27 protein-coding genes and 1 tRNA gene are annotated in these 26571 nt (G+C 68.2%); 15 read left to right on the top strand and 13 right to left on the bottom strand.

Annotated features, from left to right (window positions below):
- Window positions 1-19 precede the first annotated feature (19 nt).
- The 7 genes from QZV94_RS04280 (at window position 20) to hflX (ending at window position 8777) form a co-directional block, all read left to right on the top strand.
- On the top strand, window positions 20-1099 hold the full coding sequence (locus QZV94_RS04280) for an ATP-binding protein (protein WP_293676579.1): 1080 nt from the start codon (window positions 20-22) through the stop codon (window positions 1097-1099).
- The gene (ntrC, locus tag QZV94_RS04275) at window positions 1096-2517 is read left to right on the top strand and encodes a nitrogen regulation protein NR(I) (protein ID WP_293676566.1); all 1422 of its coding nucleotides are present in this window, start codon (window positions 1096-1098) and stop codon (window positions 2515-2517) included. Before QZV94_RS04280 ends, ntrC begins: the two co-directional genes overlap by 4 nt.
- Window positions 2518-2620: 103 nt before the next feature.
- A complete protein-coding gene (locus tag QZV94_RS04270; RefSeq protein WP_293676565.1) occupies window positions 2621-4840 on the top strand; it encodes a PAS domain-containing sensor histidine kinase in 2220 nt (739 codons plus the stop codon).
- Between the two features lie 15 nt (window positions 4841-4855).
- A complete protein-coding gene (locus QZV94_RS04265) occupies window positions 4856-6247 on the top strand; it encodes a sigma-54 dependent transcriptional regulator (RefSeq protein WP_293676564.1) in 1392 nt (463 codons plus the stop codon).
- A 3-nt stretch (window positions 6248-6250) separates the two neighbouring features.
- Window positions 6251-7114, top strand: coding sequence for a D-amino-acid transaminase (locus QZV94_RS04260; RefSeq protein ID WP_293676563.1), 864 nt, complete (start codon window positions 6251-6253; stop codon window positions 7112-7114).
- A gap of 101 nt (window positions 7115-7215) precedes the next feature.
- Window positions 7216-7461: an RNA chaperone Hfq gene (hfq, locus tag QZV94_RS04255; protein ID WP_293676562.1), complete on the top strand. Its 246-nt coding sequence runs from the start codon at window positions 7216-7218 to the stop codon at window positions 7459-7461.
- Window positions 7458-8777, top strand: coding sequence for a GTPase HflX (hflX, locus tag QZV94_RS04250; RefSeq protein ID WP_293676561.1), 1320 nt, complete (start codon window positions 7458-7460; stop codon window positions 8775-8777). The genes hfq and hflX overlap by 4 nt, the downstream gene beginning before the upstream one ends.
- Here hflX and mazG read toward each other — a convergent pair whose 3' ends face one another.
- A complete protein-coding gene (mazG, locus tag QZV94_RS04245; protein WP_293676560.1) occupies window positions 8778-9599 on the bottom strand; it encodes a nucleoside triphosphate pyrophosphohydrolase in 822 nt (273 codons plus the stop codon).
- 74 nt (window positions 9600-9673) lie between these two features.
- Window positions 9674-10162 (bottom strand): hypothetical protein, encoded by a 489-nt coding sequence (locus QZV94_RS04240; RefSeq protein WP_293676559.1) that lies wholly within the window; start codon window positions 10160-10162, stop codon window positions 9674-9676.
- Between the two features lie 165 nt (window positions 10163-10327).
- Here QZV94_RS04240 and QZV94_RS04235 point away from each other — a divergent pair, with 165 nt between their 5' ends.
- The 4 genes from QZV94_RS04235 to QZV94_RS04220 all read left to right on the top strand — a co-directional run bounded on the left by QZV94_RS04235 (window position 10328) and on the right by QZV94_RS04220 (window position 14817).
- A complete protein-coding gene (locus QZV94_RS04235; protein WP_293676558.1) occupies window positions 10328-10486 on the top strand; it encodes a hypothetical protein in 159 nt (52 codons plus the stop codon).
- Window positions 10487-10753: 267 nt separating this feature from the next.
- A complete protein-coding gene (locus QZV94_RS04230; protein WP_293676557.1) occupies window positions 10754-11419 on the top strand; it encodes a DUF6345 domain-containing protein in 666 nt (221 codons plus the stop codon).
- An 11-nt stretch (window positions 11420-11430) separates the two neighbouring features.
- A complete protein-coding gene (locus tag QZV94_RS04225) occupies window positions 11431-12279 on the top strand; it encodes a hypothetical protein (protein ID WP_293676556.1) in 849 nt (282 codons plus the stop codon).
- 165 nt (window positions 12280-12444) lie between these two features.
- On the top strand, window positions 12445-14817 hold the full coding sequence (locus QZV94_RS04220) for an ATP-binding protein (protein ID WP_293676555.1): 2373 nt from the start codon (window positions 12445-12447) through the stop codon (window positions 14815-14817).
- 96 nt (window positions 14818-14913) lie between these two features.
- Here the strand turns inward: QZV94_RS04220 and QZV94_RS04215 are convergent, their stop codons facing one another.
- Genes QZV94_RS04215 through QZV94_RS04190 form a run of 6 tightly spaced genes read right to left on the bottom strand, consistent with a single transcriptional unit; the run spans window position 14914 to window position 19826 of the window.
- The gene (locus QZV94_RS04215) at window positions 14914-15516 is read right to left on the bottom strand and encodes a phosphoribosylglycinamide formyltransferase (RefSeq protein WP_293676554.1); all 603 of its coding nucleotides are present in this window, start codon (window positions 15514-15516) and stop codon (window positions 14914-14916) included.
- Between the two features lie 4 nt (window positions 15517-15520).
- Window positions 15521-16345, bottom strand: a complete 825-nt coding sequence (locus tag QZV94_RS04210; protein ID WP_293676553.1) for an MBL fold metallo-hydrolase — start codon at window positions 16343-16345, stop codon at window positions 15521-15523.
- Window positions 16342-17127: a TatD family hydrolase gene (locus tag QZV94_RS04205; protein ID WP_293676578.1), complete on the bottom strand. Its 786-nt coding sequence runs from the start codon at window positions 17125-17127 to the stop codon at window positions 16342-16344. Before QZV94_RS04205 ends, QZV94_RS04210 begins: the two co-directional genes overlap by 4 nt.
- Window positions 17128-18129 carry a DNA polymerase III subunit delta' gene (locus tag QZV94_RS04200; RefSeq protein ID WP_293676552.1) on the bottom strand — a complete coding sequence of 334 codons (1002 nt, stop codon included), beginning with the start codon at window positions 18127-18129 and terminating at the stop codon, window positions 17128-17130.
- Window positions 18122-18757 (bottom strand): dTMP kinase, encoded by a 636-nt coding sequence (gene tmk / locus QZV94_RS04195; protein WP_293676551.1) that lies wholly within the window; start codon window positions 18755-18757, stop codon window positions 18122-18124. Before tmk ends, QZV94_RS04200 begins: the two co-directional genes overlap by 8 nt.
- A gap of 31 nt (window positions 18758-18788) precedes the next feature.
- Window positions 18789-19826 carry a septal ring lytic transglycosylase RlpA family protein gene (locus QZV94_RS04190; protein ID WP_293676550.1) on the bottom strand — a complete coding sequence of 346 codons (1038 nt, stop codon included), beginning with the start codon at window positions 19824-19826 and terminating at the stop codon, window positions 18789-18791.
- A gap of 107 nt (window positions 19827-19933) precedes the next feature.
- Between QZV94_RS04190 and QZV94_RS04185 the strand changes: the two genes are divergently transcribed.
- A tRNA-Ser gene (locus QZV94_RS04185) sits at window positions 19934-20023 on the top strand.
- A gap of 28 nt (window positions 20024-20051) precedes the next feature.
- On the opposite strand, the gene xerC is transcribed toward QZV94_RS04185, so the two are convergent.
- The 3 genes from xerC to QZV94_RS04170 all read right to left on the bottom strand — a co-directional run bounded on the left by xerC (window position 20052) and on the right by QZV94_RS04170 (window position 22885).
- The gene (gene xerC, locus QZV94_RS04180) at window positions 20052-20921 is read right to left on the bottom strand and encodes a tyrosine-type recombinase/integrase (protein ID WP_293676549.1); all 870 of its coding nucleotides are present in this window, start codon (window positions 20919-20921) and stop codon (window positions 20052-20054) included.
- 212 nt (window positions 20922-21133) lie between these two features.
- Entirely contained in the window at window positions 21134-21385 is a 252-nt protein-coding gene (locus QZV94_RS04175) for an XRE family transcriptional regulator (RefSeq protein ID WP_293676548.1), read from the bottom strand.
- 900 nt (window positions 21386-22285) lie between these two features.
- On the bottom strand, window positions 22286-22885 hold the full coding sequence (locus tag QZV94_RS04170; protein ID WP_293676547.1) for a hypothetical protein: 600 nt from the start codon (window positions 22883-22885) through the stop codon (window positions 22286-22288).
- Between the two features lie 588 nt (window positions 22886-23473).
- Between QZV94_RS04170 and QZV94_RS04165 the strand changes: the two genes are divergently transcribed.
- From QZV94_RS04165 to QZV94_RS04155, 3 genes are all read left to right on the top strand, one after another.
- Complete coding sequence (locus QZV94_RS04165; RefSeq protein WP_293676546.1) at window positions 23474-23683, top strand: hypothetical protein; 210 nt, start codon at window positions 23474-23476, stop codon at window positions 23681-23683.
- A gap of 1 nt (window position 23684) precedes the next feature.
- Window positions 23685-24377, top strand: coding sequence for an Abi-alpha family protein (locus QZV94_RS04160; RefSeq protein WP_293676545.1), 693 nt, complete (start codon window positions 23685-23687; stop codon window positions 24375-24377).
- 77 nt (window positions 24378-24454) lie between these two features.
- Window positions 24455-24784 carry a hypothetical protein gene (locus QZV94_RS04155; protein WP_293676544.1) on the top strand — a complete coding sequence of 110 codons (330 nt, stop codon included), beginning with the start codon at window positions 24455-24457 and terminating at the stop codon, window positions 24782-24784.
- 496 nt (window positions 24785-25280) lie between these two features.
- Here the strand turns inward: QZV94_RS04155 and QZV94_RS04150 are convergent, their stop codons facing one another.
- Together QZV94_RS04150 and QZV94_RS04145 are read right to left on the bottom strand one after the other, a co-directional pair.
- Complete coding sequence (locus QZV94_RS04150) at window positions 25281-25610, bottom strand: HigA family addiction module antitoxin (RefSeq protein ID WP_293676543.1); 330 nt, start codon at window positions 25608-25610, stop codon at window positions 25281-25283.
- Between the two features lie 583 nt (window positions 25611-26193).
- The coding region (locus QZV94_RS04145) for a hypothetical protein (protein WP_293676542.1) at window positions 26194-26571 on the bottom strand (378 nt) is incomplete at its 5' end.

Here is a 26571-nt window from a genome sequence, read left to right as displayed (position 1 = left end):
CAAGGCCCGTGGCGTCGACATGGACGCCCTGAAGTCGGCGGCCTTCGAGCTCAGTCCCGACCCCGCCCTGGTGGTCGACGCCGACGGCAGCCTGGTGGCGGTCAACGAGGCGGCCGAGACCCTGTTCGGACAGGGACTGGGTCTCCTCGCGCGCGGGCGGTTTCGCGCCGCCCTGCCGCACGGCTCGGCGATGGTGTCGCTGCTCGACCGGGCCATCGAGGAGGGCGCCCGGGTGCGCGAGCGCGGGGTGCAGATCAGCCTCTTCGGCCTGCCCCCGTTCGAGGCGGACGGCGCCGCCGCGCCCCTGGGCGACGGTTCGGTGCTGCTGACGCTGTCGGTAAAGAACGGGCTGGGCAACGAGCGCAGCGCCCATGAGGCGGCCGGGCTGCGCTCGCTCGTAGGCCTGGGCCGCATGCTGGCGCACGAGATCAAGAACCCGCTGGCCGGCATCCGCGGCGCGGCCCAGCTTCTGAAGTCGGGCGCCAAGGCCGAGGACGCGCCGCTGGCCCAACTGATCGTCGATGAGACCGACCGCGTGCGCCGCCTCGTCGACCGGATGGAGGCCTTCTCCGACGACGCCCTGCCGTCACTCAGTCCGATCAACATCCACCAGGTCCTGGACCGCATCCGGGCGCTCGCCGCCAACGGCGTCGCCGACGGCCTCGGCCTGAAGGAGCACTACGACCCCTCCCTGCCGCCGGTGATGGGCGACGAGGACCAGCTGATTCAGGTCTTCCTAAACCTGGTGAAGAACGCCGCCGAGGCCGCCCACGCGCGCGGCGACGGGCGCGGTGAGGTCTCGATCCACACCGCCTACCGCCATGGGGTGCGGGTGCGCTCGGCCAAGGGCCAGGTCCTTCGCGGGGCGCCGATAGAGGTGCGCATCGTCGACAACGGCCCCGGCGTGCCCGAGCACATCCGCGAGAGCCTGTTCCAGCCGTTCGTCACCTCCAAGACCAATGGCGCGGGCCTCGGCCTGGCGCTGGTGGCCAAGCTGGTCGCCGGCCACGGCGGCCTCATCGACTTCGAGTCCGAGCCCGGCCGCACCGTCTTCCGGGTGTTGCTGCCGATCGCGGCGCAAGAGGATCTTCCTGAATGAACAATGCGTCCAAGAAGATCCTGATCGCCGACGACGACTCCTCTATCCGCCTGGTGCTCAGCCAGGCCTTCACCCGCCTTGGCTACCAGGTCCGCGCCACCGGCAACGCCACCACGCTGCTGAAGTGGGTGACGGACGGGGAGGGGGACCTGGTGGTGACCGACGTGGTCATGCCGGACGAGAATGTCTTCGACGTGCTCCCGCGCATCAGGAAGCACCGGCCAAAACTGCCGGTCATCGTGATGAGCGCGCAGAACAACCTCATCACCGCGGTCAACGCCGCCGAGGTGGGCGCGTTCGAATACATCCCCAAGCCCTTCGACCTCGACGACATGACCTCCGCCGCCCGGCGCGCGTTGTCGCGGCCGGCCGATGCCGAGGCCTCCAAGGCCCAGGCCCGCGCCGTGCGCGACGACCGCCTGCCGCTGGTAGGCCGCTCCGCGCCCATGCAGGAGGTCTACCGCACCGTGGCGCGGCTGGTAGGGGCCGACCTCACGGTTCTGATCACCGGCGAGAGCGGCGTCGGCAAGGAGCTGGTGGCCCGCGCCCTGCACGACATGGGCCGCCGCCGAGACGGCAAGTTTGTCGTCATCAACCTGGCCGCCACGCCGCGCGAACGCGTGGAGAGCGAACTCTTCGGAAAGGACGAGGGGGACAGCGGCAAGCTGGTGGACGCCGACGGCGGGACGCTCTTCCTCGACGAGATCGGCGACATGCCGCTGGACGCCCAGACGCGCCTGTTGCGGGTGATCGACGGGTCCGAGCCGGCGCTGAACCCGAAGACCAACCGCCGCCCGAACGTGCGCATCATCGCCGCCACCAACCGCGACCTGCGGGCCCTGATCCAGCAGGGGCTGTTCCGCGAGGATCTGTTCTTCCGGCTGAACGTAGCGCCCCTGCGAATCCCGCCGCTGCGCGACCGCGCCGAGGACATCCCGGACCTCGCCCGCACCTTCCTGCTGCGCGCCAACCGCGAGGGGCTGCCGTCCAAGACGATCGACGCGGCCGCACTGGAGCGGCTGAAGCGCCATGCCTGGCCGGGTAACGTGCGCGAGTTGGAGAACCTGATTCGCCGGGTCTGCGCCCTGTACGGCGAGGACCTGATCAGCGCGCGCATCATCGAGAAGGAGCTGGCCGACCACCAGCCGGCGGTTCAGGGCCAGGAGGGCCCGGCCAGCTTGTCACAGTTGGTGGAGCAGAAGCTGGCCGGCTACTTCGCTGACCAGCCGGACGGCCTCCCGCCCGCCGGCCTCTACGACCGCGTCCTAGAGGAGGTGGAGCGCCCGCTGATCCAGCTCACTCTGGCCGCCACGCGCGGGAATCAGGTGCGCGCCGCCGAGATTCTGGGGCTTAACCGCAACACACTGCGCAAGAAGATCCAGGACCTGGGCGTGGAGATGGCGCGCGGGCGGCGCTAACGACGGCGACCAAGGCCTCGTTGCAGGGGGAAACCAAGCGTCACTGGTAATCGCGCAACATGGCTGTTGATTTTTGACCACAGCCCCCTAGGCTCCGCGGCTTATGGCGTTGCTTACGCATCCCGCGCTCCAGCATCCGGCCCTCGCCCGGATCCGCAGTGCGCTCCAGTCGCGCCTCGTGCTCGGCGTGGGCTTCGGAATCGCGGCGGGGCTGACGATCCTCTCCATTGTGCTGGCCGCCTTTCCGCCGACCGAGGGGCCGTTGGGTCCTGCCGGGCGCACCATCCTGACGCTCCTGTGGCTGAACATGGTGCTGGTTGCGCTGCTGGTCGTTTCGATGGCGCTGCGCGTCTTCGAGCTGTTGGACGCGCGCTCCCGCGACGCCGGCGCCCGGCTGCACATGCGCTTCGTACTGCTGTTCGCGGGGACCGCCGTCGTGCCCGCGCTGGTGATCTTCGGCTTCTACGGCGTGCTGGTCACGCAAGGGGTCGAGAAGTGGTTCAGCCAGCGGGTTCAGACGATCGTCGAGAATTCCGCCACCGTCTTCCAATCCTACTACGACGAACAGACCAATTACATTGGCGACCACGTCACCCAGATGGGGGCCGATCTCAACCGCGAGGCGGGCGGGCTGCAGGCCAGGCCGGCGGCGATGGAATCCTACCTTGAGGCCCTGGCGTCCTACCATGCCTTCCCTGCCGCCTACCTCGTGAGCCGCGAGGGCCGGGTGGTCGCCAAGGCGGAGGTCGCCAACGCCCCGGCCTATATGCCGCCGACGCCGGTCGCCTATGCCTCGGCCAACGCCGGCGAAATCTATGTGATCAACCCGCCCAATGCCGACGTGATGCGCGGCTTCTATCGGCTGCGCGGGTTCGACAACCTCTACCTGTATGTGACCCGGCCGCTGCAGCAGGGGATCATGGGCCACCTGCGCGAGGCGCAGGGCGGGCTGGTCTCGTACGGCGAGGCCTACAACAACCGCGCACGGGTGAAGGCGATCTTCGCGCTCAGCTACATCGAGACCGCGTTCCTGGTGCTGGTGGGGGCCATCTGGCTGGGCATGGCGGCCGCCAACAGCATCTCAGCCCCGATCGCGCGACTGGTGCAGGCGGCCGGGCGGGTGGCAGGCGGAGACCTCAGCGCGCGCGTCGACGCGGACGCAGACCCGGACGAGATCGCCGTATTGTCCCGAGCGTTCAACAGCATGACGCACGACCTTCAGGTGCAGCAGGAAGCCCTGCGCCGCGCCGGGGAAGAGGCCGAGGAGCGCCGCCAGTTCATCGAGACGGTCTTGGCCGAGGTCAGCGCCGGCGTGATCGGCCTGGACCCCGAGGGTCGCATCGAGGTCGCCAACCGGCAGGCCGCCGCCCTTCTCGCCCTGCCGCGCGATCACGGGCGCGGCCGCAAGCTCGCCGAGGCTGCGCCCGAGTTCGCGGAGCTCGTCTCTGCCGCGCGTGGCGGCGACGCCGAGGAGGAGATCGACGTGACGCGCGGGCGCGACCAGCGCCGCCTGCGGGTGCGGGCCAGCCAGAGCGAGGGCGGGCTGGTGCTGACGTTCGATGACGTCACGCGGCTGGTGGCCGCCCAGCGCAACGCCGCCTGGCGCGACGTAGCTCGGCGCATCGCCCACGAGATCAAGAACCCGCTGACCCCGATCCAGCTGTCAGCGGAGCGACTGCGGCGCAAATACCGCAAGGACATCGCACCCTCCGAGCTGGAGACTTTCGACCGCTGCACCGACACCATCGTGCGCCAGGTCGGCGACATCGGCCGAATGGTCGACGAGTTCTCCGCCTTCGCCCGCATGCCGGCGCCGAAGTTCGCCCCGGTGGACGCCGGTGAACTGCTGCGTGCGGCGGTCTTCGCCCAGCGGGTGGCCAGTCCCGACATCGCCGTGCAACTTGCCGATCCGCCCCCCGGGGCCGCGCTCTTCGCCGACATCCGCATGCTCGGCCAGGCGCTGACCAATGTGCTGAAGAACGCCTCGGAGGCGATAGAGGCCCGTCGCGCCCGCTCGCCCAAGGTCAAGGGCAGGATCGCCGTGCGCCTGCTGACCGACGACACGGGCGTCACCATCGAGGTCGAGGACAACGGCGTAGGCCTGCCGGCCAAGGACCGCGACCGGCTGACCGAACCCTATGTGACGACGCGGGAGAAGGGGACCGGCCTGGGCCTCGCGATCGTCAAACGCATTCTGGAAGATCACGGCGGCGATCTGGAACTGGCCGACGCGCCTGGCGGGCAGGGGGCGATGGCCATCCTGAGGCTACCAGCCGCTCCGGCGGCGCGCGTCGAGGCTACTGTCGCGGCCGCATCGAGCTGATTGAGGACTGGACCTATGGCGGCTGACGTTCTGGTGGTCGACGACGAGGCGGATATCCGCGAGCTGGTCGCGGGCATCCTGACCGACGAGGGCTATGACGTGCGCACCGCCGCCGACAGCGAGAGCGCGCTGGCGGCCGTGCGTGCGCGCAAGCCGGCGCTGCTGATCCTCGACATCTGGATGCAGGGCGGCGGGATGGACGGGCTCGAACTGCTCGACCTGGTCAAGACCCTCGACGCCGACCTGCCGGTGATCATGATCAGTGGTCACGGCAACATCGAGACCGCGGTCAGCGCCATCAAGCGCGGCGCCTACGAATTCCTGGAGAAGCCGTTCAAGTCCGACAGGCTGATCCTGGTGGTCGAGCGCGCCCTGGAGGCGGCCAACCTGAAACGCGAAAACCGCCGGCTGCGCGCCCAGGCGATCACGCCCGAGGGCCTGATGGGCAAGTCCATGGCGGCCCAGCAGCTGCGCCAGATTATCGCCAAGCTGGCGGGGGCCAACAGCCGCGTGCTGATCTCCGGCCCCGCCGGGGCCGGCAAGGAGACCGTGGCGCGACTGATCCACGGGGCGAGCCACCGCTCACGCAACGAGTTCGTACCGATCGGCGCGGCCGGCATGACGCCAGAGCGGATGGACGTGGAGCTGTTCGGCGAGGAGGGCGCGAACGGCCGCCCCGCCAAGATCGGCGTCTTCGAACGCGCCCACGGCGGCACCCTCTACCTCGACGAGGTCGCAGACATGCCCCGGGAGACGCAGGGGCGCATCCTGCGGGTGCTCGTGGAGCAGCGTTTCCGCCGCGTCGCCGGCGACCAGGACGTGCAGGTGGACGTGCGGGTGATCTCCTCGACGTCCAAGGACCTGCGCGACGAGATCGCCGCCGGTCGTTTCCGCGAGGACCTGTTCCACCGCCTGAACGTGGTGCCGGTGAACGTGCCGGGGCTCTCGGAGCGGCGCGAGGACATCCCGGAGCTGATCGAGGACTTCATCGTCAAGATCTGCGAGGCCTCGGGGATGTCGCGGCGCAGGCTGTCGGACGATGCGCTGGCCATGCTGCAGGTCCGCGCCTGGCCGGGAAACCTGCGCCAGCTGCGCAACAACGTGGAGCGGATGCTGATCCTGGCCTCCGGCGCGCCGTCCGATCCGATCACCGCCGACATGCTGCCGCCGGAGGCCGCCGTGAACGACAGCGCCACGTCGCTGGGCGCCGAACGGATCATCGCTCTGCCGCTGCGGGAAGCGCGTGAGGTGTTCGAGCGAGAGTATCTGAACGCCCAGATGCTGCGCTTCTCGGGCAATATTTCACGCACTGCAGCTTTCATCGGCATGGAGCGCTCGGCGCTGCACCGTAAGCTGAAGTCGCTGGGCCTGTCGGGGGCCCGTTCGCTGGAAGCCGAGGAGGCCTGAGGAGTGTCGCGCATCGCGTACGTGAACGGCCGCTTCGTGCCCAAGCGCGAGGCCGTGGTCCACATCGAGGACCGGGGATACCAGTTCGCCGATGCTGTCTATGAGGTCTGGGCGCTGTTCGACGGCAAGCTGGCCGATCCGAAGGGCCACTTTGCGCGCCTGGAACGCAGCCTCGCCGAGCTTTCCATCGACCCGCCGATGAGCGAGCGGGCGCTGACCATGGTGCTGAAGGAGACGGTGCGCCGCAACCGCGTCCGCGAGGGTCTGGTGTACCTGCAGGTCAGTCGCGGCGTGGCCACCCGCGACCACGCCTTCCCACAGGCCGGCACGCCGCCGGCCGTGGTCGTGACGGTCAGCCGGGTGGACCGCGCCGCAAGCGAGGCCCGCGCGGCCAAGGGCGTGGCCGTCATCACGACACCCGAGAACCGCTGGGGCCGCTGCGATATCAAGACCGTCGGCCTTCTGCCCAACGCGCTCGCCAAGCAGAAGGCGCGCGAGGTCGGCGCGGTGGAGGCCTGGTTCGTCGACGACCTCGGCCTGGTCACCGAGGGGGGCTCATCAAACGCCTGGATCGTCGACGCTGACGGTATTCTGCGGACCCGCGACACCAACGCGAACATTCTTCGCGGCGTCACCCGCCTGTCGCTGTTGGACGTGGCGCGGGAGGCCGGACTGAAGGTCGAGGAGCGGCCGTTCACCCCGGCGGAGGCGATCGGCGCAAAGGAAGCCTTCATCACCGGAGCCGGCACGCTGGTGTTGCCGGTGGTCCAGGTCGACGGCAAGCGGGTGGGCGACGGGTCGCCAGGCCCGGTGGCCTTGAGGCTGCGCCGCCTCTATATCGAGCGCGCGAAGGCCAGCGCCATCTAAGTGGCATAACGTATGATTGCACCGGCGCCGCTTTGCAGCATAGCGTGACCCTGTGTGTGGGCGGATTTGCCGTCCGACAAAAACCAAAAGGCGGAAAGCCCGTGAGCGAGAAGAAGCAGAACCTGCAGGACACCTTCCTCAACAGCGTGCGGAAGTCGAAGACGCCCCTGACCATCTTCCTGGTCAACGGGGTGAAATTGCAGGGCGTTGTGAGCTGGTTCGACAACTTCTGCGTTCTGCTTCGCAGGGACGGGCAATCCCAGCTCGTCTACAAGCACGCCATCTCCACGATCATGCCGTCGCAGCCCGTGCAGCTGTACGAGCCGGCGGACGACGAGGCCGATTGAGCACTTCAAAATCCGTAGACCGTGAAGCGCCCGTCCAGGGCGCCCTGGTGATCCATCCGAACCGGGAGGGCCGCGGCTCCGCGCGCCGTCCGGAAGCCCGGCTGGAGGAGGCCGCCGGCCTCGCCCTCGCCCTCGACCTGGAGGTCCGCGAGACCTTGGTCGTGAACCTGCGCCAGCTCACGCCCGCCACCCTGTTCGGAAAGGGCAAGGTGGAGGAGATCCGCATCCTGGTGGAGGCGGAGGACCTGGACGTCGTGGTCATCGACGATGCGCTCACGCCCGTGCAGCAGCGCAATCTGGAGAAGGCCTGGGGCGTCAAGGTCATCGACCGCACGGGACTGATCCTGGAGATCTTCGCCCGACGCGCGCGGACCCGGGAGGGGCGCCTGCAGGTGGAGCTGGCCCGGCTGACCTATGAGCGCTCGCGTTTGGTGCGCACCTGGACCCACCTGGAACGCCAGCGAGGCGGCTTCGGGGTCATGGGCGGGCCCGGCGAAACCCAGATCGAAACCGATCGCCGCCTGATCGCCGAGAAGATCCGTAAGCTGAAGGCGGAGCTGGCGGAGGTGCGCCGCACCCGCACACTGCAGCGCTCGCAGCGCAAGCGCGTGCCGTTCCCGACCGTGGCCCTCGTCGGCTACACCAACGCCGGCAAGTCGACGCTGTTCAACCGCCTCACCGATGCGGAGGTGGTGGCCGAGGACATGCTGTTCGCCACGCTCGACCCGACCTTGCGCACCCTGAAGCTGCCTGACGGCCGGCCGGCGATCCTGTCGGACACGGTGGGGTTCATCTCCGACCTGCCGCACGAGCTGGTGGAGGCCTTCCGCGCGACGCTCGAAGAGGTGAAGGAGGCCGACGTCGTCCTGCACGTCCGCGATATCGCCAGCGACGAGAGCGCCGCCCAGGCCGGTGACGTGCGCACCGTGCTGAGCAAGCTGGGCGTGGACCTGGACGAGCGACGCATCCTGGAGGTCTGGAACAAGATCGACCTCGTGCCCCCAGAAGAACGCGATGCCCTGGCGGGCGATGCGCGGCGCGCCGAGCCGCCGGCGATCCCGGTGTCTGCTGTGACCGGCGCCGGCTGCGAGGCCCTGCTGACCGCCGTCTCGGCCCTGGTTGACGAGGCCCCGCCGGTGGACGTCTACGCGCCGGCCGGGGAGGGGGCGGCTATCGCCTGGCTTTACCGCAACGGCCGCGTGCTGGAGCGCGTGGTCGGCAAAGATGGCTCGACCCGCCTGGCCGTCAGCCTCACGCCCCAGGCGCTCGGCCAGTTCGAACAGATGTTCCCGACGTCAGAGGTGCGGGGCCACTAGCTACTCAGCCGCAGCCCGCTCCTGCGCCTTCACGTCTTCCCAGATGGCGTCCATCTCGGCGAGGTCCGACTGGTCCAGTGTCTTGCCCCGCCGCGCAAGTTCCACCTCGATCTGATTGAAACGCCGTACGAACTTGGCGTTGGTGTAGCGGATGGCATCCTCCGGATCGATGTCCAGGGTGCGGGCCAGGTTGGCGACCACGAACAGCACGTCGCCCAGTTCATGGCGCGCCTTTTCCAGGTCGCCGGCCTCGACCTCGGCGACCAGCTCGCCCACTTCCTCATGCAGCTTGGCCACCACGTCCTGCACGGTCGGCCAGACGAAGCCCACCGTCGCCGCGCGCCTGGACAGCTTCACCGCCCGCGTGAGGCCGGGCAGCCCCACCGGCACGTCGTCCAGCAGGCCTTCGGCGCGGCCCTTCTCCGCCCGCTCGGCAGCCTTCAGCGCTTCCCAGCCCTGCTTCTGATCGGCGGGCGACGCATAGCTCTCATCCGCAAAGACGTGAGGATGGCGGCGCACCATCTTGTCGTTGATCGCGCGGGCCACGTCTGCGAACGCGAAGGCGCCCTGTTCCTCGGCCATGCGTGCGTGGAAGACCACCTGCAGCAGCAGGTCGCCGAGTTCGTCCTTCAGGTCCGCCAGGTCGCCACGCTCGGCGGCGTCGGCGACCTCATAGGCCTCCTCGACGGTGTAGGGCGCGATGGTCTCGAACGTCTGCGTCAGGTCCCACGGGCAGCCGTCGGCCCGGTCGCGCAGCCGCGCCATGATCGCCAAAAGCCGCTCCATCGGCGGCAGGTCGGCGGGCGGTGCGGGTCGCGGCATGGCAGGACTCGAGAAAACGGCGCGCGGCGATCAGACCGCGCGCCGTGGGTTGGCGCAAGCGAGGCTTGGGGCGATCAGCGCCTGGCCAGTTCCTCGCCCTTGGCGAGGCGCCGGGCGAAGCGGTCGAAAGTCTCAGTCGCGTCGCTCCAGGTCCAGCCGCCGCGGACTTGCCGGATGTCGGTCTCGTACCAGCGATAGGCGATCGGGGTCTCGGCGCCGTCGGCGGCGACGATCCGGCCCTCGATGGCGGCCCCGCCGATCCCGATGCTTTCCAGGGAAAGGCCGGGCCTGTCACCCAGTTGCTTGAACGTCGGACGGTTCGGCTTGGCATCGATGAGGGTGAGCTCAATCCGCGCTCCGTCATGGGCGCCGGTCTTCGCGAGCTGCTTCTCGACGCTGGTGCGCAGGTCGTGGGTCAGGAGCTCGGCCTCGCGCTGGCCGAAGGTCTTGTCGAACTTCTTCTGGAGCTGAGGCGTCAGCGAGACATTGACCGCGGCTGGGGCGGCGAGGGCGCTTGTCCCGCTGAGCAGGGCGGCGACGGCGGCGATTGCGATCAGGCGCATGGAACGCTCCGTACGTGACATCCAGTAAGAACTTAACATATAGGCGGCCACTGGCCCGCGCACAAGGACGTGAAGCCGTGCCGCAACGGCTGCTTTTGCGTCATGAGCACTCGCCTGACAGGAGAATCTTGGTAGGGTCATGGTGAAGCTTCCGGAGACGTCGCGATGAGCGATGCACTGGTTCAGCGTACTCGAGCGGCCGAACAGCGGCCTGCGTCGGGCTCCCGAGCGGTCCCCACCGGCTACGGCCTGTTGCTCGGCGCGGCGGTGTCGTGCAGCTTCTGGGCTGGCATCTTCTGGCTCGCGCAACAGGTGTTCGGCTAGTCCGAGCCCACTAGGCCCGCCAGGGCGCAGGCGCAGCGGGGATGCAAGCGGCGAAAGCGCCGAGCGGCTCTGCACCAAACCGTGGATCAGATGTGCGGTGCGCGAGCATCTGCCCGATATTTCACACGTATTTGGTGCATGGCTACACCAAGGCCAAGAGGTCGGCGTCACCCTCCAAGCGTGTGCACACGCAGCGAGCCCATCTGTGGTTCACAGTCGCCACCTCGCTCGCCGACCTCGGTGCGTCCCGTCAGCAAGGAGGCCGGCATGGCCACGATTGGAATTGAATGGGTCCAGAGATACAACGGCTTGGCGTCCGATCTTAGCAATACGAGGCCGCAGGCGGAGGGGTTCTACAACACGCTCTCGGCGACACGCTCGTTCAACGCGGGTCATGACCTGGCCTGGGATCAGGACTTCAAGACCCAGGGTGCGGGATCGCCGGCGTCCGGCGCCGACCCCAACCTGGCCGACAATGTCGACATGGTGTCTTTCTCCGGCCACGGCGGTGCTGGCGGCTCTCTGTTCGGCAAATCGGCCGACGCCAAGCCCGGCGAGATCCGCTGGGGCGACAGAGAGCTTGAGTACATCGTCCTCGACGCGTGCAACGTGCTGGAAGAGAAGGGCGTCTTCGGCCGCTGGGGCTGGCCGGTCTTCAAGGGTCTCCACTACATCCTGGGATTCCACACCACGACCTCCGCCGAGGCTGACCGCGGCCGCATCCTGGCCCAATACCTGAACGCCGGGAACACCGTGCGCCAGGCTTGGATCAAGGCCTGCCAGGACACCGAGAGCTCGGGCACGCAGTGGGCCTACCTGCGCGCCGACGCGCCAGGCACCAACACCTACAACGACCATTGGTGGGGCAAGGGCGCGGTCAGCGCCGACCCAACCAACCCCAACGTCCTCTACTACGCCCGCGGCGCCTGCTGAGGAGCCCAGCCATGCCCGTGAAGATCGAATTCCCCGACCTGATCCAGATTCCCCTTCAGTTGCCCCTGTACGCGACGCTCTCGCCCGGCTGGACCGACGAGAAGGTGGCCGACGTCGCCCGCTGCTTCGGGGTAAAGGGCGACTGCGTCGATGCCGGCGCCTGGTACGTCACGCGCGACGACGCCTGGACCCTGGAAGTCTACCAGGCCAGCCACTCGCTGCGCCTCGAGCGTAGCAACTACGACGCCGAGGCCCGCGGCGTCAGCCGGTGCGCTCCGGACCGCGACAAGGCCATGGCGGTCGCCTCCCGCTTCATGGCCGCGGCCGGCCCCAGCATGGCCACGCCGGAATTCCATTCGCTGACCGAACTGAGAGTGAGCCGGGCGACGGGCGAGAAGCTGGACGGAGAGGCGAGGGTGGTGGGACTCCAGGTCAACTACCGCTGCGCCCTCGACGGGCTGCCACTGGTCGGGCCGGGGGCCAAGGCCCAGGTCTCCGTCGGCCTCGGGGGCGAGTTGGCCCAGGCCTACCGTTTCTCCCGCGAGGTCAGGGAGGTGAGCATCGCGAAGACGATCCCGCTGAGCCAGGCGCTCGAGCGGTTCCAGGCCAGCGACCATTTTGCCGACCTGGCCCCTGGAGCCACCGTCCGGCTGACGAGCATCGAGCTGGGCCTGCTGTGTCTGCCGCCGACCGAGGCGCAGGGTTTCCTCGCGCCGACCTACGTCCTGCGCGGCGAGGTCTCCACCGAGCTGCAGCCGCGCCACGGATTCATCGCTTACGTCGCGGCGGCCGAGCTTGACCACGCGCCAAGTAGGCGACGCCGTTTCCCAACCGGGCGCCCAAGCCTCCTGGGCGCCTGAACCTCCGGTTCACCCGATTGCACAGGAAGATCCAGGCAGGCCTCATGCCCGCCGGCCGGTCCCGTACGTCGCCTCGGGGAGCATTAAGTCTTCGGTGCATAACTCTCTGGTAGAGGGGTCGAAACCGCCAAAGGAGAGAGCGGGCGAAATCGCGCGGGGACGTCCATGCCCAACGATGCAAAAGCCGTACTGTCAGCGGCCAACGCGCCGAGCGCCGCTGAAGCGCGCACGGCCAGTTGGTTCTTCGAGAACGCCGACCACCTGTTCGCGGTCGTCGACGCCGAAGGCCGCTTCACGACGGTCAATCCAGCCTGGGGCACGGTGACGGGCTGGAGCCACGAGGACCTGATCGGTCGTCCGATGATGACCTTGATCCACGCGGACAGCCAAGAGGCGGTACGGGAAATCGGCCGCGAGGTGGTCCTGACCGGCACAGCGTGCACGACCTTCCGCCTGGCCCACAGAGATGGCGGATGGGTCTGGCTGGAAGGCTACGCCCGGCGCGGTTCATGCGGCGAGATCATGGGCATGCTGCGCGACGTCACCGCCGAGCGGTTGCGGACCGAGGAGATGGAGCGCGTCCAGAAGGGCCACTCGCGCCTCGGCGAGACCGCCGGCATCGGCATCTGGCGCTTCGACCCCGATACGAAGGTCTTCCATCACTCGCCGGAGTGGCGCTCGATCCTGGCGGGCGAAGGCGTGGACATGACCACGGGCGAGGATCGCCGCTCTGCGTGCCATCCTGAGGATCTGCCCCGCGTTCTGGCGACGATCGACAAGGTGGTCCGGGAGGGCGGCACCGAGCCGATGGACCACCGGATCCAGGCGGCTTCCGGCCGTTGGCTCCACGTCCGCTGCCACATCTGGCTGGAGACTCGCCTGGACGGCGGCCGCATGGTGCACGGCATCTCCCAGAATGTGACGGAACTCGTGGAGGCGCTGGAGGCGGCGGCCGCGGCGCGGGCGCAGTCGGAGGGCCACAGCCAGCGGTTGGACCTCGCTCTGCGGTCGGCCGGCGGCGCGGTTATCGAGGTCGACTACCAGGCCGGGCAGGTCTGGACGTCACCTGAATTCCTGGCCCTGACCGGTCGGACCATGACCTTCGAAGAGGCCTGTTCGGCGGTCTGGCCGATCGTCCACCCGGACGATGCGGACACCGTCCTGGGCATGACGCTGCAATGGGGCGGGCAGGGGCAGCCGCCGCCGATAGACGCACGGATGCTGCGCCCGGACGGCGAGTCGATCTGGACGCGCCTCTACCTCCAGTTCGAGATGACCGAGGACGGGCGCTGGCTGCGGTCGGTGGGCCTGCTGTTGGACATCGATGAACGCAAGCGCCAAGAACTGGCGCTGGTGGAGGCCGAGAAGGCGGCCCAGGCAGGGGCCGAGGCCAAATCCACCTTCCTGGCCAACATGAGCCACGAGATCCGTACGCCCATGAACGGCGTGCTGGGCGTGCTGCATTTGCTGAAGGACGAGCCGGATCCCCAGGCGGCGCGAGCGCTGATCGACGAGGCGCTGGCATGCGGCGCGATGCTGCAGGCGCTCCTGGACGACGTGGTGGACTTCTCCAAGATCGAGGCCGGGCGTCTCGAGCTCTCCTGCGAGCCGACCGATCCCGCGGCGGTGGTGCAAGGCGTGGCCAGACTGCTGCGGCCGCAGGCCGAGGCCAAGGGACTATCGCTGAACGTCGAGATGGACGGCCTCCCGGCGTGGGTGCTGGCCGATGCGGTCCGGCTTCGCCAGTGCCTGTTCAACCTGATGGGCAACGCGGTGAAGTTCACCGCGGAGGGCTCGGTGACCGTGCGGGCGGCCGCGCGGCCCTCGGCCGAGGGCATGCGCCTTCGCTTCGAGGTACAGGACACCGGCATTGGAATCGCTGAGGAAGCGCAGGCTCGGCTCTTCCAGCGGTTTCAGCAGGCCGACGCTTCCACCACACGACGCTTCGGCGGCTCAGGCCTGGGGTTGGCGATCACCCGCACGCTGGTGGAACTGATGGATGGCGAGACCGACGTGGTCTCGGCGCCGGGGCAGGGCTCGACCTTCTGGTTCGAGATCGCCGCACCGCTGAGTGAACCGCCGGTGGCCATAGACCTGGGCGGGGCCACCGTGCTGGAGGGCCTGCGGATTCTGGTGGTGGAGGACAACCCCACCAACCGGATGATCGCCACCAAGATGCTGGAAAGCCTGGGCGCCAGCATCGAGACCGCCGAGGACGGCGAACGCGGCGTACAGGCGGCCGCTCGCGGCGGCTTCGATCTGATCCTGATGGACATCCAGATGCCTGGGATCGACGGAATGGAGGCGACCCGCCAAGTCCGCGCCCTGGATGGGCCGGCGGCCGCCACGCCGATCATCGCGCTCACCGCCAACGTGCTTAGCCACCAGCGGCATATCTACCTGGGCGCCGGCATGGATGGGGTCATCGGCAAGCCGATTTCGCCAACCGCGCTCCTCGCGGAAATCTCCCGCCTGGCCGGAATGGGCCGCGACGCCGACGCCGACGCCGACGCCGAACCGATGGCAGCCTCGGCTTAGCGGCGGAAGGGGCGTACTGCCGCTGTTCGGTCGCCCGGACTTTCTGTGTGACAGTTTGCGCCTAAGGAAGATTATCGGAAATTCGACGTTCCGGTTCTAAGGCAGGATCAACTCCCCCGACGCGATCCGGGTCAGCGTTTCTACAAAGAAGCCGGGTTCCAGCGCCTTCACCCGGTTCTCCAGGCTGGCGGGTGTGTCGCCGGGCGCCACGGGCACGGTCCGGCGCGCCAGTTCCGGCCCATGGTCGTAGACCTCGTCCACGACATGGACGACGATCGCGCTCTCGGAGACGCCGGCGGCGATCACCGCCTGGTGCACGCGTGCGCCGTACATGCCTTCGCCGCCGAACTGCGGCAGCGGTCCGGGATGGATGTTCAGGATACGGCCCGCGTACCGGCCGAGCGTCTTGGGTCCAAGCCGGCGCAGGTATCCCGAGAGCACGATCAGTTCCACGCCGTGTGCGGCCAGTACTTTGGCGAGCCGCTCGTCGGCGCCGTCAGGATCGGTCATGGTCGGGATGCAGACCCGCGGCACGCCCTTGGCGTCCGCCCAGGCGAAGGCCGCGCAGTCCTTCTTGTTGCTGACCAGCAGCCGGGCCTGGCCCTTCAGCCGTCCGTCGGACATTGCTTCCACGATGGCGCGTGCGCTGGAGCCGTTTCCGGACGCGAGGAAACCAACATTAAGAGATTGAGCAACCACGCTTTTAGGCCTTCAGGTCATGCAGGACGACCATCCCGTCGTAGGCCGGTTCCACGCCGGCCGGCAGCTCGGCTGTAAGCTGGCCGAAGTCCATGTCGATGTGCATGTTGGTGAGGATCGCACGGCGCGGCTTCACGCGTGCAATCCATTCCAGCGCGCGGTCGAGATGCGCGTGGGTCGGATGCGGCCGGCGGCGCAGCGCATCCACGATCCAGATGTCGAGGTCCGCCAGCGCGGCGAACGCCGCCTCGTCCAGGTTCACCACGTCGCTGGAATAGGCCACGCCGCCGAAGCGATAGCCCACCGAACGCACGCCCCCGTGGTCCTGGTCGAAGGTGGCCACCGGGATAGCGCCGGTCGGCCCCGCCACCTGCCAGGCCTCGCCGTGCGCCGGGATCGCGTGGCGGTCGCAGATCGCCGGATAGCCGCCCTCACCCTCGAAGATGTACCCGAAGCGGCGCATCATGGTGGCGTCGGTGGCGGCGTCCATCCAGCACGGAATGCGCGCCTGCTGGCGAAGGTAGAAGGCGCGCACGTCGTCCAGGCCGTGCACCTGGTCGGCGTGGTCGTGGGTCAGCAGCACCGCATCCACGCGCTTCACCCCGGCCTTGGCGGTCTGAAGCCGCAGCTCCGGCGAGGCGTCTATCAGCGCGGTGGTCTGTTCCGCGGGACCCTGGGAGCCCTCCCCCAGCCGCCGGACGAGCAGCGAACAGCGCGTGCGGAAGTTCTTCGGCTCGGCCGGGTCGCAGAGTCCCCAGTCGCCGTCGGCGCGCGGCACGCCGCCCGACGACCCGCAGCCCAGGATGGTGATCTCCAGCGTCCCGCTCATGGCCGCGGGATCCGCTGGAACAGGGCGAAGAATGCGTCCGTCGTCCGCACCTCCGCCTCGTCCAGGCTCCAGCCCCGCACCTCGGCGAGCTTGGCCAGCACGTGGGGGACGTAGGCCGGCTCGTTGCGACGGCCCCGGTGCGGCACGGGCGCAAGATACGGACAGTCGGTCTCGATGATGATCCGCTCGGCCGGCATGTCGCGGATCACCGCGCGAACGTCCTCGGCCGCCTTGAAGGTGGAGATGCCGGAGACGGAGAACCAGGCGCCCAGGTTGGCGCACCGCCGCGCCAATTCAGGGCCGGACGTGTAGCAGTGCATCAGGATCGGGAACGCCCCGCGCCGGTGTTCGTCCTCCAGGATGTCGCCCATCGCCTCATCCGCCTCGCGGGTATGGACGACCAGCGGCAGGCCAGTCTCGCGCGCTGCGGCGCAGTGGGCGCGGAACACCCGCGCCTGGGTATCGCGCGGACTGAGATCGTAGTGGAAGTCGAGGCCGCATTCGCCGATCCCCACCACGCGCGGGTCAGCGGCCAGGTCCACCAGCGTCGAAGGCGCCAGGTCCGGGTCTTCCTTGGCCTCGTGCGGATGGGTGCCGACGGTCGCCCAGATGTCGGGTTCGTCGGCAATGGCGCGGCATGCGGCGAAGTTGGAGACCCGGTCGCAGATGTTGACCATCAGCCCGACCCCGGCGGCACGCGCGCGTGCGATCACGGCGTCCCGGTCCTCGTCGAATTGAGGTGCGTGCAGGTTGACGTGGCTGTCGATGATCATTCGCCGGATCTAGGTTTGGGCGGCCCGGCGGAGCTCCCCCAGGGCCGTGTAGAGCGCGTCGGCGCGGTCGAGGTTGAGCTGCTCCACCTCGCGCGGCAGGCGCTGCAGCGTCTCCCATGCGTCGGCCCAGCGATCAAGCGGCCCGATACCCTGCCCGGCCCGGTCCATGGCCAGCGAATGCACCCGGTCCGACAGCCGCTCGAACAGCAGCTGGAACTGCGCCGCACCGGCCCCGCCACGGAACGATTCGGCGAGCTGCAGCGCCCGGCTCTCGTCCACCTGCGGCAGCCCGGAGATAAGCTCGCGGGCCGCGTCGTCCAGGGAAAGCGCATTCGTCGCCGCCAGCTGCAGCGCCCGGCCCGGCGCGCCCTGCGCCATGTGCGCCAGCCGCAGCGCCTCCTCCGGATTCATCTCGGTCCGCGCCCGGACGAAGGCGGCGGTTGCCTCGACGCCCAGCGGCTGGAAGGCCAGCCGGCGGCACCGCGAGCGGATGGTCGGCAACAGCCGCCCCGGCGCATGGGACACCATCAGCAGCACCCCATGCGGCGGCGGCTCCTCCAGCGTCTTCAGGATGGCGTTGGCGGCGTTGGGGTTGAGGTCGTCTGCCGCGTCGACGATGGCCACCCGGTGCGGGGCGCTGGCCGGCGACTTGGAGAAGAACTCGCCCAACCGCCGCGCGTCGTCCACGGGGATCACGCGGCGCGCCTTGCCGTCCGGACCCTCGCGTTCCAGCACCAGCAGGTCGGGATGGCTGCGGGCGGCCACCTGGCGGACCACCGGGTGCTCCGGATCGACGCCAAGTATGCCAAAGCGCGGGTCGTTCAGCCCGCCCAGCAGCCGGCGCGCGGCGCGATAGGCAAAGGTGGCCTTGCCGACCCCCTCGGGTCCGGTCAGCAGCCAGGCGTGGTGCAATCGCCCGCGCGCGCGGGCCGCCTCGAACGCCGCCTCCGCCGGCTCCTGGCCCTGCAGGTCGTAAACCTCGCGGGCATGCGGGACTGCGGTGTCAGCCATGGACCGCAAGCCGTCCGGCCACCGTGGCCCACACCAGCGCCTCGACGGCGTCCATGGACCCCGTGGCGTCGATCACGACGCAGCGCTGCGGCTCGGCCGCGGCGATGGCCCGGAAACCCTCACGCAGCCGCTCGTGGAAGGCCGTCCCCTTCGACTCGAACCGCATCTCCGCGCCGGCCCGCGCATGGGCGCGCGCCAGCCCCATCGCGACTGGCAGGTCGAAGACCAGGGTCAGGTCAGGTCGGGTGGTCTCCAAGACGTGGGTCTCCAGCGCCGCGATCAGGTCCGGATCGGTTCCGCCCGCCGCGCCCTGGTAGGCCCGCGTGGAGTCGGCGAAGCGGTCGCAAACGACCCAGGCCCCGCGCTCCAGGGCAGGCCGGATGACGCGTTCCACGTGGTCGCGCCGCGCGGCGTACATCAGCAGCGTCTCGGTGACCGGGCTCCAGCGGTCCGCCTCACCCCTCAGGACCAAGTCGCGGATGCTCTCCGCGCCGGGCGAACCGCCCGGTTCCCGCGTTGCGATCAGGTCGCGGCCCTGGGCCTTCAGGCGCGTGGCAAGGCGCTGGACCTGGGTGGATTTCCCGGCCCCCTCCCCGCCTTCGAACGTGATGAACCGACCGCGCGCCACGCCGCCAAAATGGCGTGTTCGGCCCCGTTGTCTAGAAGGTGCGCACCACCCTGGCGTCGGCGAAGCCGATCTCGGCCACCCGGTCGCGCAGCTCGTACGCGGCCGCCTCGTCGGCGGGGGCCGGCAGGGTGACGCGATAATAGGTCATGCCGTCGCGCTGCATCCGCTCGATCGAGGCCCGCCCAGTCTGGGCCAGGGCCGAGACCGCCCGCTGGGCGTTGGTCTCGCTGGAGAAGGCGCCGGCCTGGACACGCAGGGCCGAGTTCGCCGTTCCGGTCCGCGCCAGCACCGTGGGCGCAGGCTCCGGGCCGGCGATCGGGGCGGAGGAAATGTAGGCGGCGCCAGTCAGCGGCGGCAGCTCCTGGGCGCTGATCGCACCGGCGGACGGCGCAGCCCGCATCGGTGGCGCAGCCCGCATCGGCGGCGGCGCCTCGTTCGACGCGAGCGCCATCACCGAATCGGGTCCCGACCGCACCGGGCCGGGACGCAGCGGCGCCGCGGCCATGCGCGTGGCAAGCGGCCTGCTGGCGGCGTAGCGCACGCCCGCGTCCGGTCCCGTCAGCGGCGCCGGGCCCACGTAGCGCACGCGCACCCTGGCCAGGCCGGCGCGCTCGACGCCCAGCTGGCGGGCCGCCTCGCGGGAAAGGTCGATGATCCGGTTGTCCACGAACGGGCCTCGGTCGTTGACCCGCAGGACCAGCTTGCGGCCATTGTCGAGATTGGTGACCTCCACCATGGATGGCAGCGGCAGGGTGGTGTGAGCCGCGCTCACCGCGTTCATATCGAAGACCTCGCCGTTGGCGGTGGCCTTCAGGTGGAAGGCGTCGCCGTACCAGGAGGCGATCCCAGTGCGATCATAGTTCGGATCCTCCTTAGGCACGTACCAGATGCCGCCCACCTGATAGGGGGCGCCCACCTTGTAACCGCCCTTCCCCGGCGCCGGCGCGCCCACGCCCGGTCCCGTCGCCCGGGTGGAATACTTCGGCGTCACGCAGGCCGAAAGCGAAGCTCCCGCCATCAACAGCAGGACAAGGCGGGCTTTCCGCCCAAGCTTCATGGAATTCGCCATCACCGGTCTCCGACTCTCCGGCGATCGTCGGCGCGGAAGCTTGCAACAGGGTTAACTGGGTGTTGCGTTTTGAGCCGCGGTCACTCGTCTGCTAGACACCGCCTCCCGGACGGGTGGCCGAGTGGTTTAAGGCAGCGGTCTTGAAAACCGCCGTGGGTGAAAGCCCACCGTGGGTTCGAATCCCACCCCGTCCGCCACCCCGCCTAATTTTCGATGCGAAAGCAACTACTTGACCCCCGCATTGTCTAACCCGTTCCCAAGGTTAGACAGATTTTGTTCTCCCTGCGTCCCGCCGCCGATCTTCAGCATGGCCGCGTCAGCCATGGTTCGCTGGTCGGCGGCCTGGGTGTAGCGGGACACTTCCTTCAGGGTGCGATGACCGGTGATCGCCGCAATCTCGGAAGCTGTGCACCCGGCCTCGGCCAAGCGACGCGCCGCGGCCTTCCGCAGGCCATGGGCCGAGACACCAACCGGGAGACCCGCTTTGCGCGCCGCTTCCCTGAACCAGTTGCCGAAGCCGGCGGCCGTGTAGGGCTCGCCCGACGGCGTGGTGACGAACGTCAACTGGTTAGTCGGCCGCGCCGCCAGCGAGGCGCGCAGCGCTTGGTGCAGCCCGATCTCGAGACTGGTGCCAGTCTTCTGCTGCTTGACCTTCACGACACCGCCCCTGACGTGCTGCAGGCCCATGGTGCGCACGTCCGAGCTGCGCTGGGCGGTGTAGAGCAGAAGATCCTTGGCGAGCCGCTCCTGGGTGCCGAGCGGCCAGCGCGCGTCAAAGCGCGCGATCTCATCTTCGGTCCAGGTGTGGAAACCGTCGCTCTTGTAGCGCAGGGGCTTCACGTTGGCCGTCGGGTCGATCGTGATCATCGCCCGGTCAACCGCGAACCGCATCATCGCGCGCAACACCTTCAAGAGGTTGTTGGCTGCCGCCGGGGTGTCGGCACGGGCGTCCATCATCGCCCGGACGTGCTGCGCCTGCAGACGCCGCAGAGGCTTATCTCCGTGCTGGGCGCGGAAGCGGTCGATGATGCCCCGATAGGTGGTCTGCGTAGTCTTGCTGAGCAGCTTCCAATCGGCCGACGTGTAGTAGGCCACGGCCAAGGCGTTTAGGGTTCCCGGCTTAGTGCGGTCGGACCCCGCCCCCAGCGAAGCGCGCTGGCCGTTCGCGGCGGCAGAGTACCAGGCCCACCATTCTGCAGAGTCGAACAAGGCCCGCGTCTGGGCGCTCTTCACGCCTTTGGCTCGATACTTCCACCACAGCTTGCCGTGGCGATCTCGGTAGGAGCTGACGCCCTTGGGTCGCCTCTTCATTTCGCGCCGTCCCACGGATTGCCGGAGGCGCCCTCCCCCTCCCCGTCTTCGGGCAGGGCGAAGAACGCACGGTCAAGCGCCTCGCGATCCCAGACCTTGCGGGCGTCGATCCGTTTCGGTGCGGGCATCCGGCCGTCCGCCACCATCGCGTCGAACTTGCCGACGCTGACGCCGAGGTACTGCGCGGCGATCTCGCGACCAAGGCCCCGCGGCGGCAGGCTGAGGGGGAGCGCGTCGGCGCGGGTCACCCTTCCGCGCTCCGCACTGGCCCCGGCCTGGTCGGGCGCGAGGAGGCCGGTATTGCGCCAGCCCGCTCGAAGGCCGGCGACAGGACGGCATACGGAACAATGGTGAGGTAGGCCGGCGCGTCCACCAGCGGCGGCCGCCCCGGCTCAGGGATCGATATTGTCCACTGGGCGCGCGTCGGAGGAGAGTCGCCTGGGCCACCGCTAGGGAGCAGCACCACGTAGCGATGGACCATCCAAAAGCTCAAAAAGCCACTAGGCGAGGCGTGCAGCCAGTCCTCACCCTGCATGTGCCTCAGGATGGTCCTGGCCGCCGCGCTCGCCGTCTCTACGGCCCCAGTGAACGGCAAGAGGTGACGCGCCAGCGAAATCACTGCCAAGTCAGCAAGGCAGAACCGCCGCCAATCACGCCCCTCGGGCGTGACGGAGTACAGCTCTACCGGATACCGCTGAAGCCAGTTGCGAAGTGACTTCGGCGTAACAAGCGCTGCCGCAGCGACCTCAGAAAAGCGGAGCGATGGCTCGATCATCGACATTCGAAAAGCGCCTCAGCAAGAGCACTTTTCAATCCATGAAGCGATCCGCCAGGAGGCCGCAAGGGGAAAGTGCTCGGCCTAAGCATTTTTCTTGCGGGGCAACTGGAACTTGGTCGCCCGGCAGTAGGGTCGAGGCCACGCCATATGCGCCCGGCGACCTTACAAGAAGCGCGTCAAAGTCGGCTAGGTTGACGACGCCAGGTCCCGAATGGTGTCAGGCCCCACGACCTATCGGCTATGTGCACCGTGTAAACAGAGGGTGTTCAGAAACCGTGGGGATCAGGGTGATCCTGTCGCCGCCGCACTCGATATGGCGACGCTGCGTCGGACTTCAAGCGTCCCAAATTCGACTGACCCCAGTCGCCAGCTAAGATCTCGCGTCGCCCTCGGCTGCGGGTTTGCGCTCGGCCCTCCGCGGGGGCATTTGCCCGGGGAGGTACCCGTCTAGGTAGCTGTAGAAGGCGGCGCAGATGATGATGTACTGGCGGTGTAGGGGGAAGCTGGTGAAGAAGTACGTGTCCCAACTGGCCACCGGGATGTGCCAAACTCTATGCATCACGTCGGCAACCGCGGGGTCGTCAAACGTCACCGGCGCGACGGTGTGAGCAAAGGCGTTTCGAACCACCCGCAGACGGTTCAACTCAAGCGCATTTTCGGCGCTCACAATTCCTAGCCCGCGGGCTATGGCGATTCGACGAGCGAAATCGCCAATGGTCTGCTGGAATAGCGTCTCCCGCTCGCTCGAGCTAAGGGTTGGAGTGAGGTGCTTAGATATTGCGGTTTGGAGCGCGTATTCGACGGCGCCAGATCCGACGATGGCTATGTACCTGTCGCGGGATGCCACTGTGTGGCCGGGCTGCTCAAGGCCGAGAACCATGCCGTGAAAGTCGGTGTCAGCGGGGATCCTCGAGGCTAGGGCCCGAAGCTGTTTTCCTCCGCCCGTCGTGCCCCTCAGGCTGTTCGCCATCGTCGATTACCCCGTGTTCGTCAGGCTGCATCACACGGCAGAGGAAGCGCCACCGTTGACTCTCCGGCGGGCCACCTGCTTGTTCCGGCTATGGCACTGCCCCTTGCGCGTCTGAATTGCCCGATATGTGGCGCGACTGAGCGCATGCCCTTAGCACAACCACTCAAGTGGTGGTCGGATGCCCGTAGGTCGATCCCGAGTGGAAACAGTGGCAACGCGAGCTGCTGCGCTTCGGCCGCCGTCTGCCCGGCCTGCCAAATGCCCTTCGCCGTGCTCCTCACGACCCAGTCACCAGGGGGTACGCTCTTTGCGGTGTGGCAACACAGTGGGCCCAACGAGACCGACGTGGCCTTGCGCACCGTGATGATCGAGACCGTCCCAGATTCCGCGCCTGGCTCGGCGACCTTCCGCCATGTACCAACCTTGGTCGCTGACGCATTCAGGTTCGTCCAGGAGGACGCAGGGCGGCGTCGCAACGCCCCCGGGATTATGAGCGGCGCGAGGTCGTGCTTAGACGTAGCCCTCAAGGGTCTGGGCCAAACCACAGGTGGACGGCGCGAACGTATCAATAATCTCGCTACCGCCGGATTGCTCACCGCTAGCATCGCGGCCTGGGCGCAGGAGCTCTGGGAGGAAGGTTCCGACGCGACTCACGACCTGCAGGCCGACATGGACCGAGCCATCGAACACGTCGACTTCCTCAGACTGTTCTTCGAGGTGGCCTTCGAGTTGCCGGCGAAGATCGCGGCCCAGCCGCACGCGCCAGTGCTGCCCCCTCCCCCAGCTGAATTGGCCTGACGTGAGCGAACCCGCAGGCGGCAGCCTGATCCCCGTGACGGACGAACAGGCGAAGGCTCTCCAGGAGGCCTTCAAGCTGGGGGGTAAGGGGCTCGACTCGGCGAAGGCTTTGGGCGGTTACCTGACGAGTATCTTAGGCTCCCTCCCCGAGGACCTAGTCGGTCTGCTGGGCGCCGATTGGATACGCGCCCGCCGCGTCGAAAACATGATCAACCTCGGCCGCGCCGCCAAAGAGCGTCTTGACGCTAGAGGCGTCGATCCGGAACCGGTGTCCTTGAGCGTCGCGATCCCGCTGCTTGAGCATGCAGCAGACGAAAGCCGCGAAGAGCTGCTGGACCTCTGGGCGAGGCTCCTGGCCGCGGCGATGGACCCGGCGCGCAGCAAGCGCGTGCGGCAGACGTTCCTCGACACGCTGAAGAGCCTGGATCCGGTGGACGCGCTCGTGCTCCTGCGCGTCCCCGACCTCAAGCGAGGCCAGGACAGCTCTGAAAATGCTTATATCATCGCGGCCAATCTACTCGGCATCAGCAGAGAGGAGGCGGACATCTCGCTTCATCGGCTGGCGGATCTCGGCTGCATTCGAGATCGTGATGGCAGTCGAGGCGAACGCGCCGTCTTCATCGGCCGCGCGGTCCTGAGCAGCTACGGCGTCGAACTGCTGCGAATCTTGAGCGACGAGCCGCTGCCGGCTTAAGGCGCACCGAGGCCGCCACCGCGGCCAGGTGATCCCGTCAGTTGACTGTCACCAGCCGTTCCGTATTCGTTCGTTGCATGAGCGAGAGCGCCGCCGAGTTCTGGGACCGAGACCGGCTCATGCACGAGTGGGCGCCGCGAGATGCCTGGCGCACGTGCGGGCCCATGGAGATCGCCTACACGCTGGAGGCCCTCGGAGGGACGCCCGACGGCTTCGCGCGGGTCCTGGACCTAGTGGGCGAGATCCGCGGCGGCTACGTGCCTGCGGGGCTGCAGGACGTTGCGCGCGGTTACCGGATCGGCGTGTCCACCGAGCCTCAGCGAAGCAGCGGGGAGCCGCTGGGGTGGTATCGGGGCGCGGCCGTGCTGGCGTGGACCCTGAGCCCGCCAGCTAACCGAAGTCGCTAGGCGGCCTCCGCCGAATAGCGGCGCTTTCGCGCTGACGCCGCGCATCGTCATCATTCCGCTGGGCCTGTGGCTTCGGGATTGCCAACGGCAGTGAGAACTGAATGCGGTTCGCGGCCCTGCTACCGCTGGACGACTCCGCCTTAGCACTGAAGGGAACGACGCTGATGCCGCCTCCTACGCTCCCCTTGTCCTCGCTGGTCGTGGACAAGTCGAAGCTAACAGTAGTGACGGTGTTCCCCTGGAGGTCTTGGGTACTCGTCACCGGCACTCGCCCCACGTGTTCTCCGTGGTCTGGGTCCTCTTGAGCGGCGCGCACTCCGCGTGAGATCGAGAGCAGCGTCTCTTTCACATAGTCGTCGAGCTTCATGGCCACGCCCGCCCCATCTTCGAGGCGGGCATGCTGCACCCACGAAAGAGCGCGAAGCAATACGAAGGACCGCAACAGCTGGTGGGGATTCTCGATATCGCCCCCTCGTGCAGCCGCCCGCGGCGCAGCCTACCAGGCCTTCAGCTTCCCGACGGGCTTCAATGCCGCCAGATGCTCGCCCATCGCCGCCTCCGCTTTCCACAGGTCGTAGTTCGCCTGGAGGTTCATCCAAAACTGCGGCTCGTTGCCGAGCACGCGGCCGAGGCGGAGGGCGAGCGACGGCGTCATGTTCGTCTTGCCGCTCACCAGGTTGTCGAGCACGTCGTAGCTGACGCCCAGGCGCTCGGCGAACGCGCCCTTGGGCATGTCGCGCTCGGTCAGCAGCGACGGCAGGACCGTGAGCCGCAGGATCTCGCCGGGGTGGTTCGGCGCCAGGCCGCGTTTCAGAGGCTTCGCCATGGCCTCAGGCTAGAGCAAGCGACCTGGGCGCGCACGCCGTGCGCGCCCCCTGCGTCATAGAATTTCAAAACACATCGGGCCAACCCGGCCACACGAGCCCCGTGCGTAAGTCGATCGGGCCACCGCCTAAGGCCTCCGGTGCTATAGTTCCGAAATACAGCCACCAGGTCTTCGCTTGGCGACCACCTGCACGCTCCAGTGTCTTGCGCCAGCTGCGGGGGATACCTCGAAGCACCGCCCACTCACTCCATTGAGCTAGCGCCAAGTCCGGCTCTAGATCTATTGAAAACCGAAAGCGTTGCTTGTCAGGCCAAAATAGGCCGGCCGGCACCGGCACACCAAGTCGAGCTTGCTGCATGGCGCGTTCAGCCTCGGTCATCACTCGCGAGACCCGAGGTAGTCCATGGCCAGCCGAGTCGGGGCTCGTCGTGAGCCAGACGGCCTGCACTCCGTCAGTCGGCGAGGTTGGGACGTCGCCGAACCTAAGCCCCTCTGCAGCAATGCCCCGAAGGTTCTCCTCCGCCGTGAAGTGGTAGAACCGCATGCTGTCCCCAGCCCTTCCTCCGCCTCGGCCTTTTGAGGATCAAGCTACTGGCTCGACCAACGGCCAGAAATCCGGCGCGTCGACCACCTTCATCGCGGTTCCTATCGCCGCGCGGTCCAGCCCCCCGAGCCGCTCCAGCCCGTCGATCGCAAGGCGACCGAGCCGCTGCACCTGGCGCAGGTCGGCTTCGCGTCGCACCGGGTCAGCCTCATCCCCCAGCATGTCAGCCACCACTCCGATTTGCGCGACCAGGAGGCACACCCCGGCCAGGGACTGCGGTCTGGTCCAGGTGAGACGGGTGTCGAGATCCGCGAGGCGGTCGCAGAGCGCGCGTTCTTCAGCATCAACTACGCCGTCAACCGACCGGTCAGCGAGGTCATCGAGCCGCGCCTGCACGGCCGCGATCTGCTTTCCGAT

The organism is uncultured Phenylobacterium sp., from assembly GCF_902826855.1.
Lineage (GTDB): Bacteria > Pseudomonadota > Alphaproteobacteria > Caulobacterales > Caulobacteraceae > Phenylobacterium.
The sequence above is the reverse complement of the archived record's forward strand: the minus strand, read 5'-3'. Positions and strand labels throughout refer to the sequence as shown.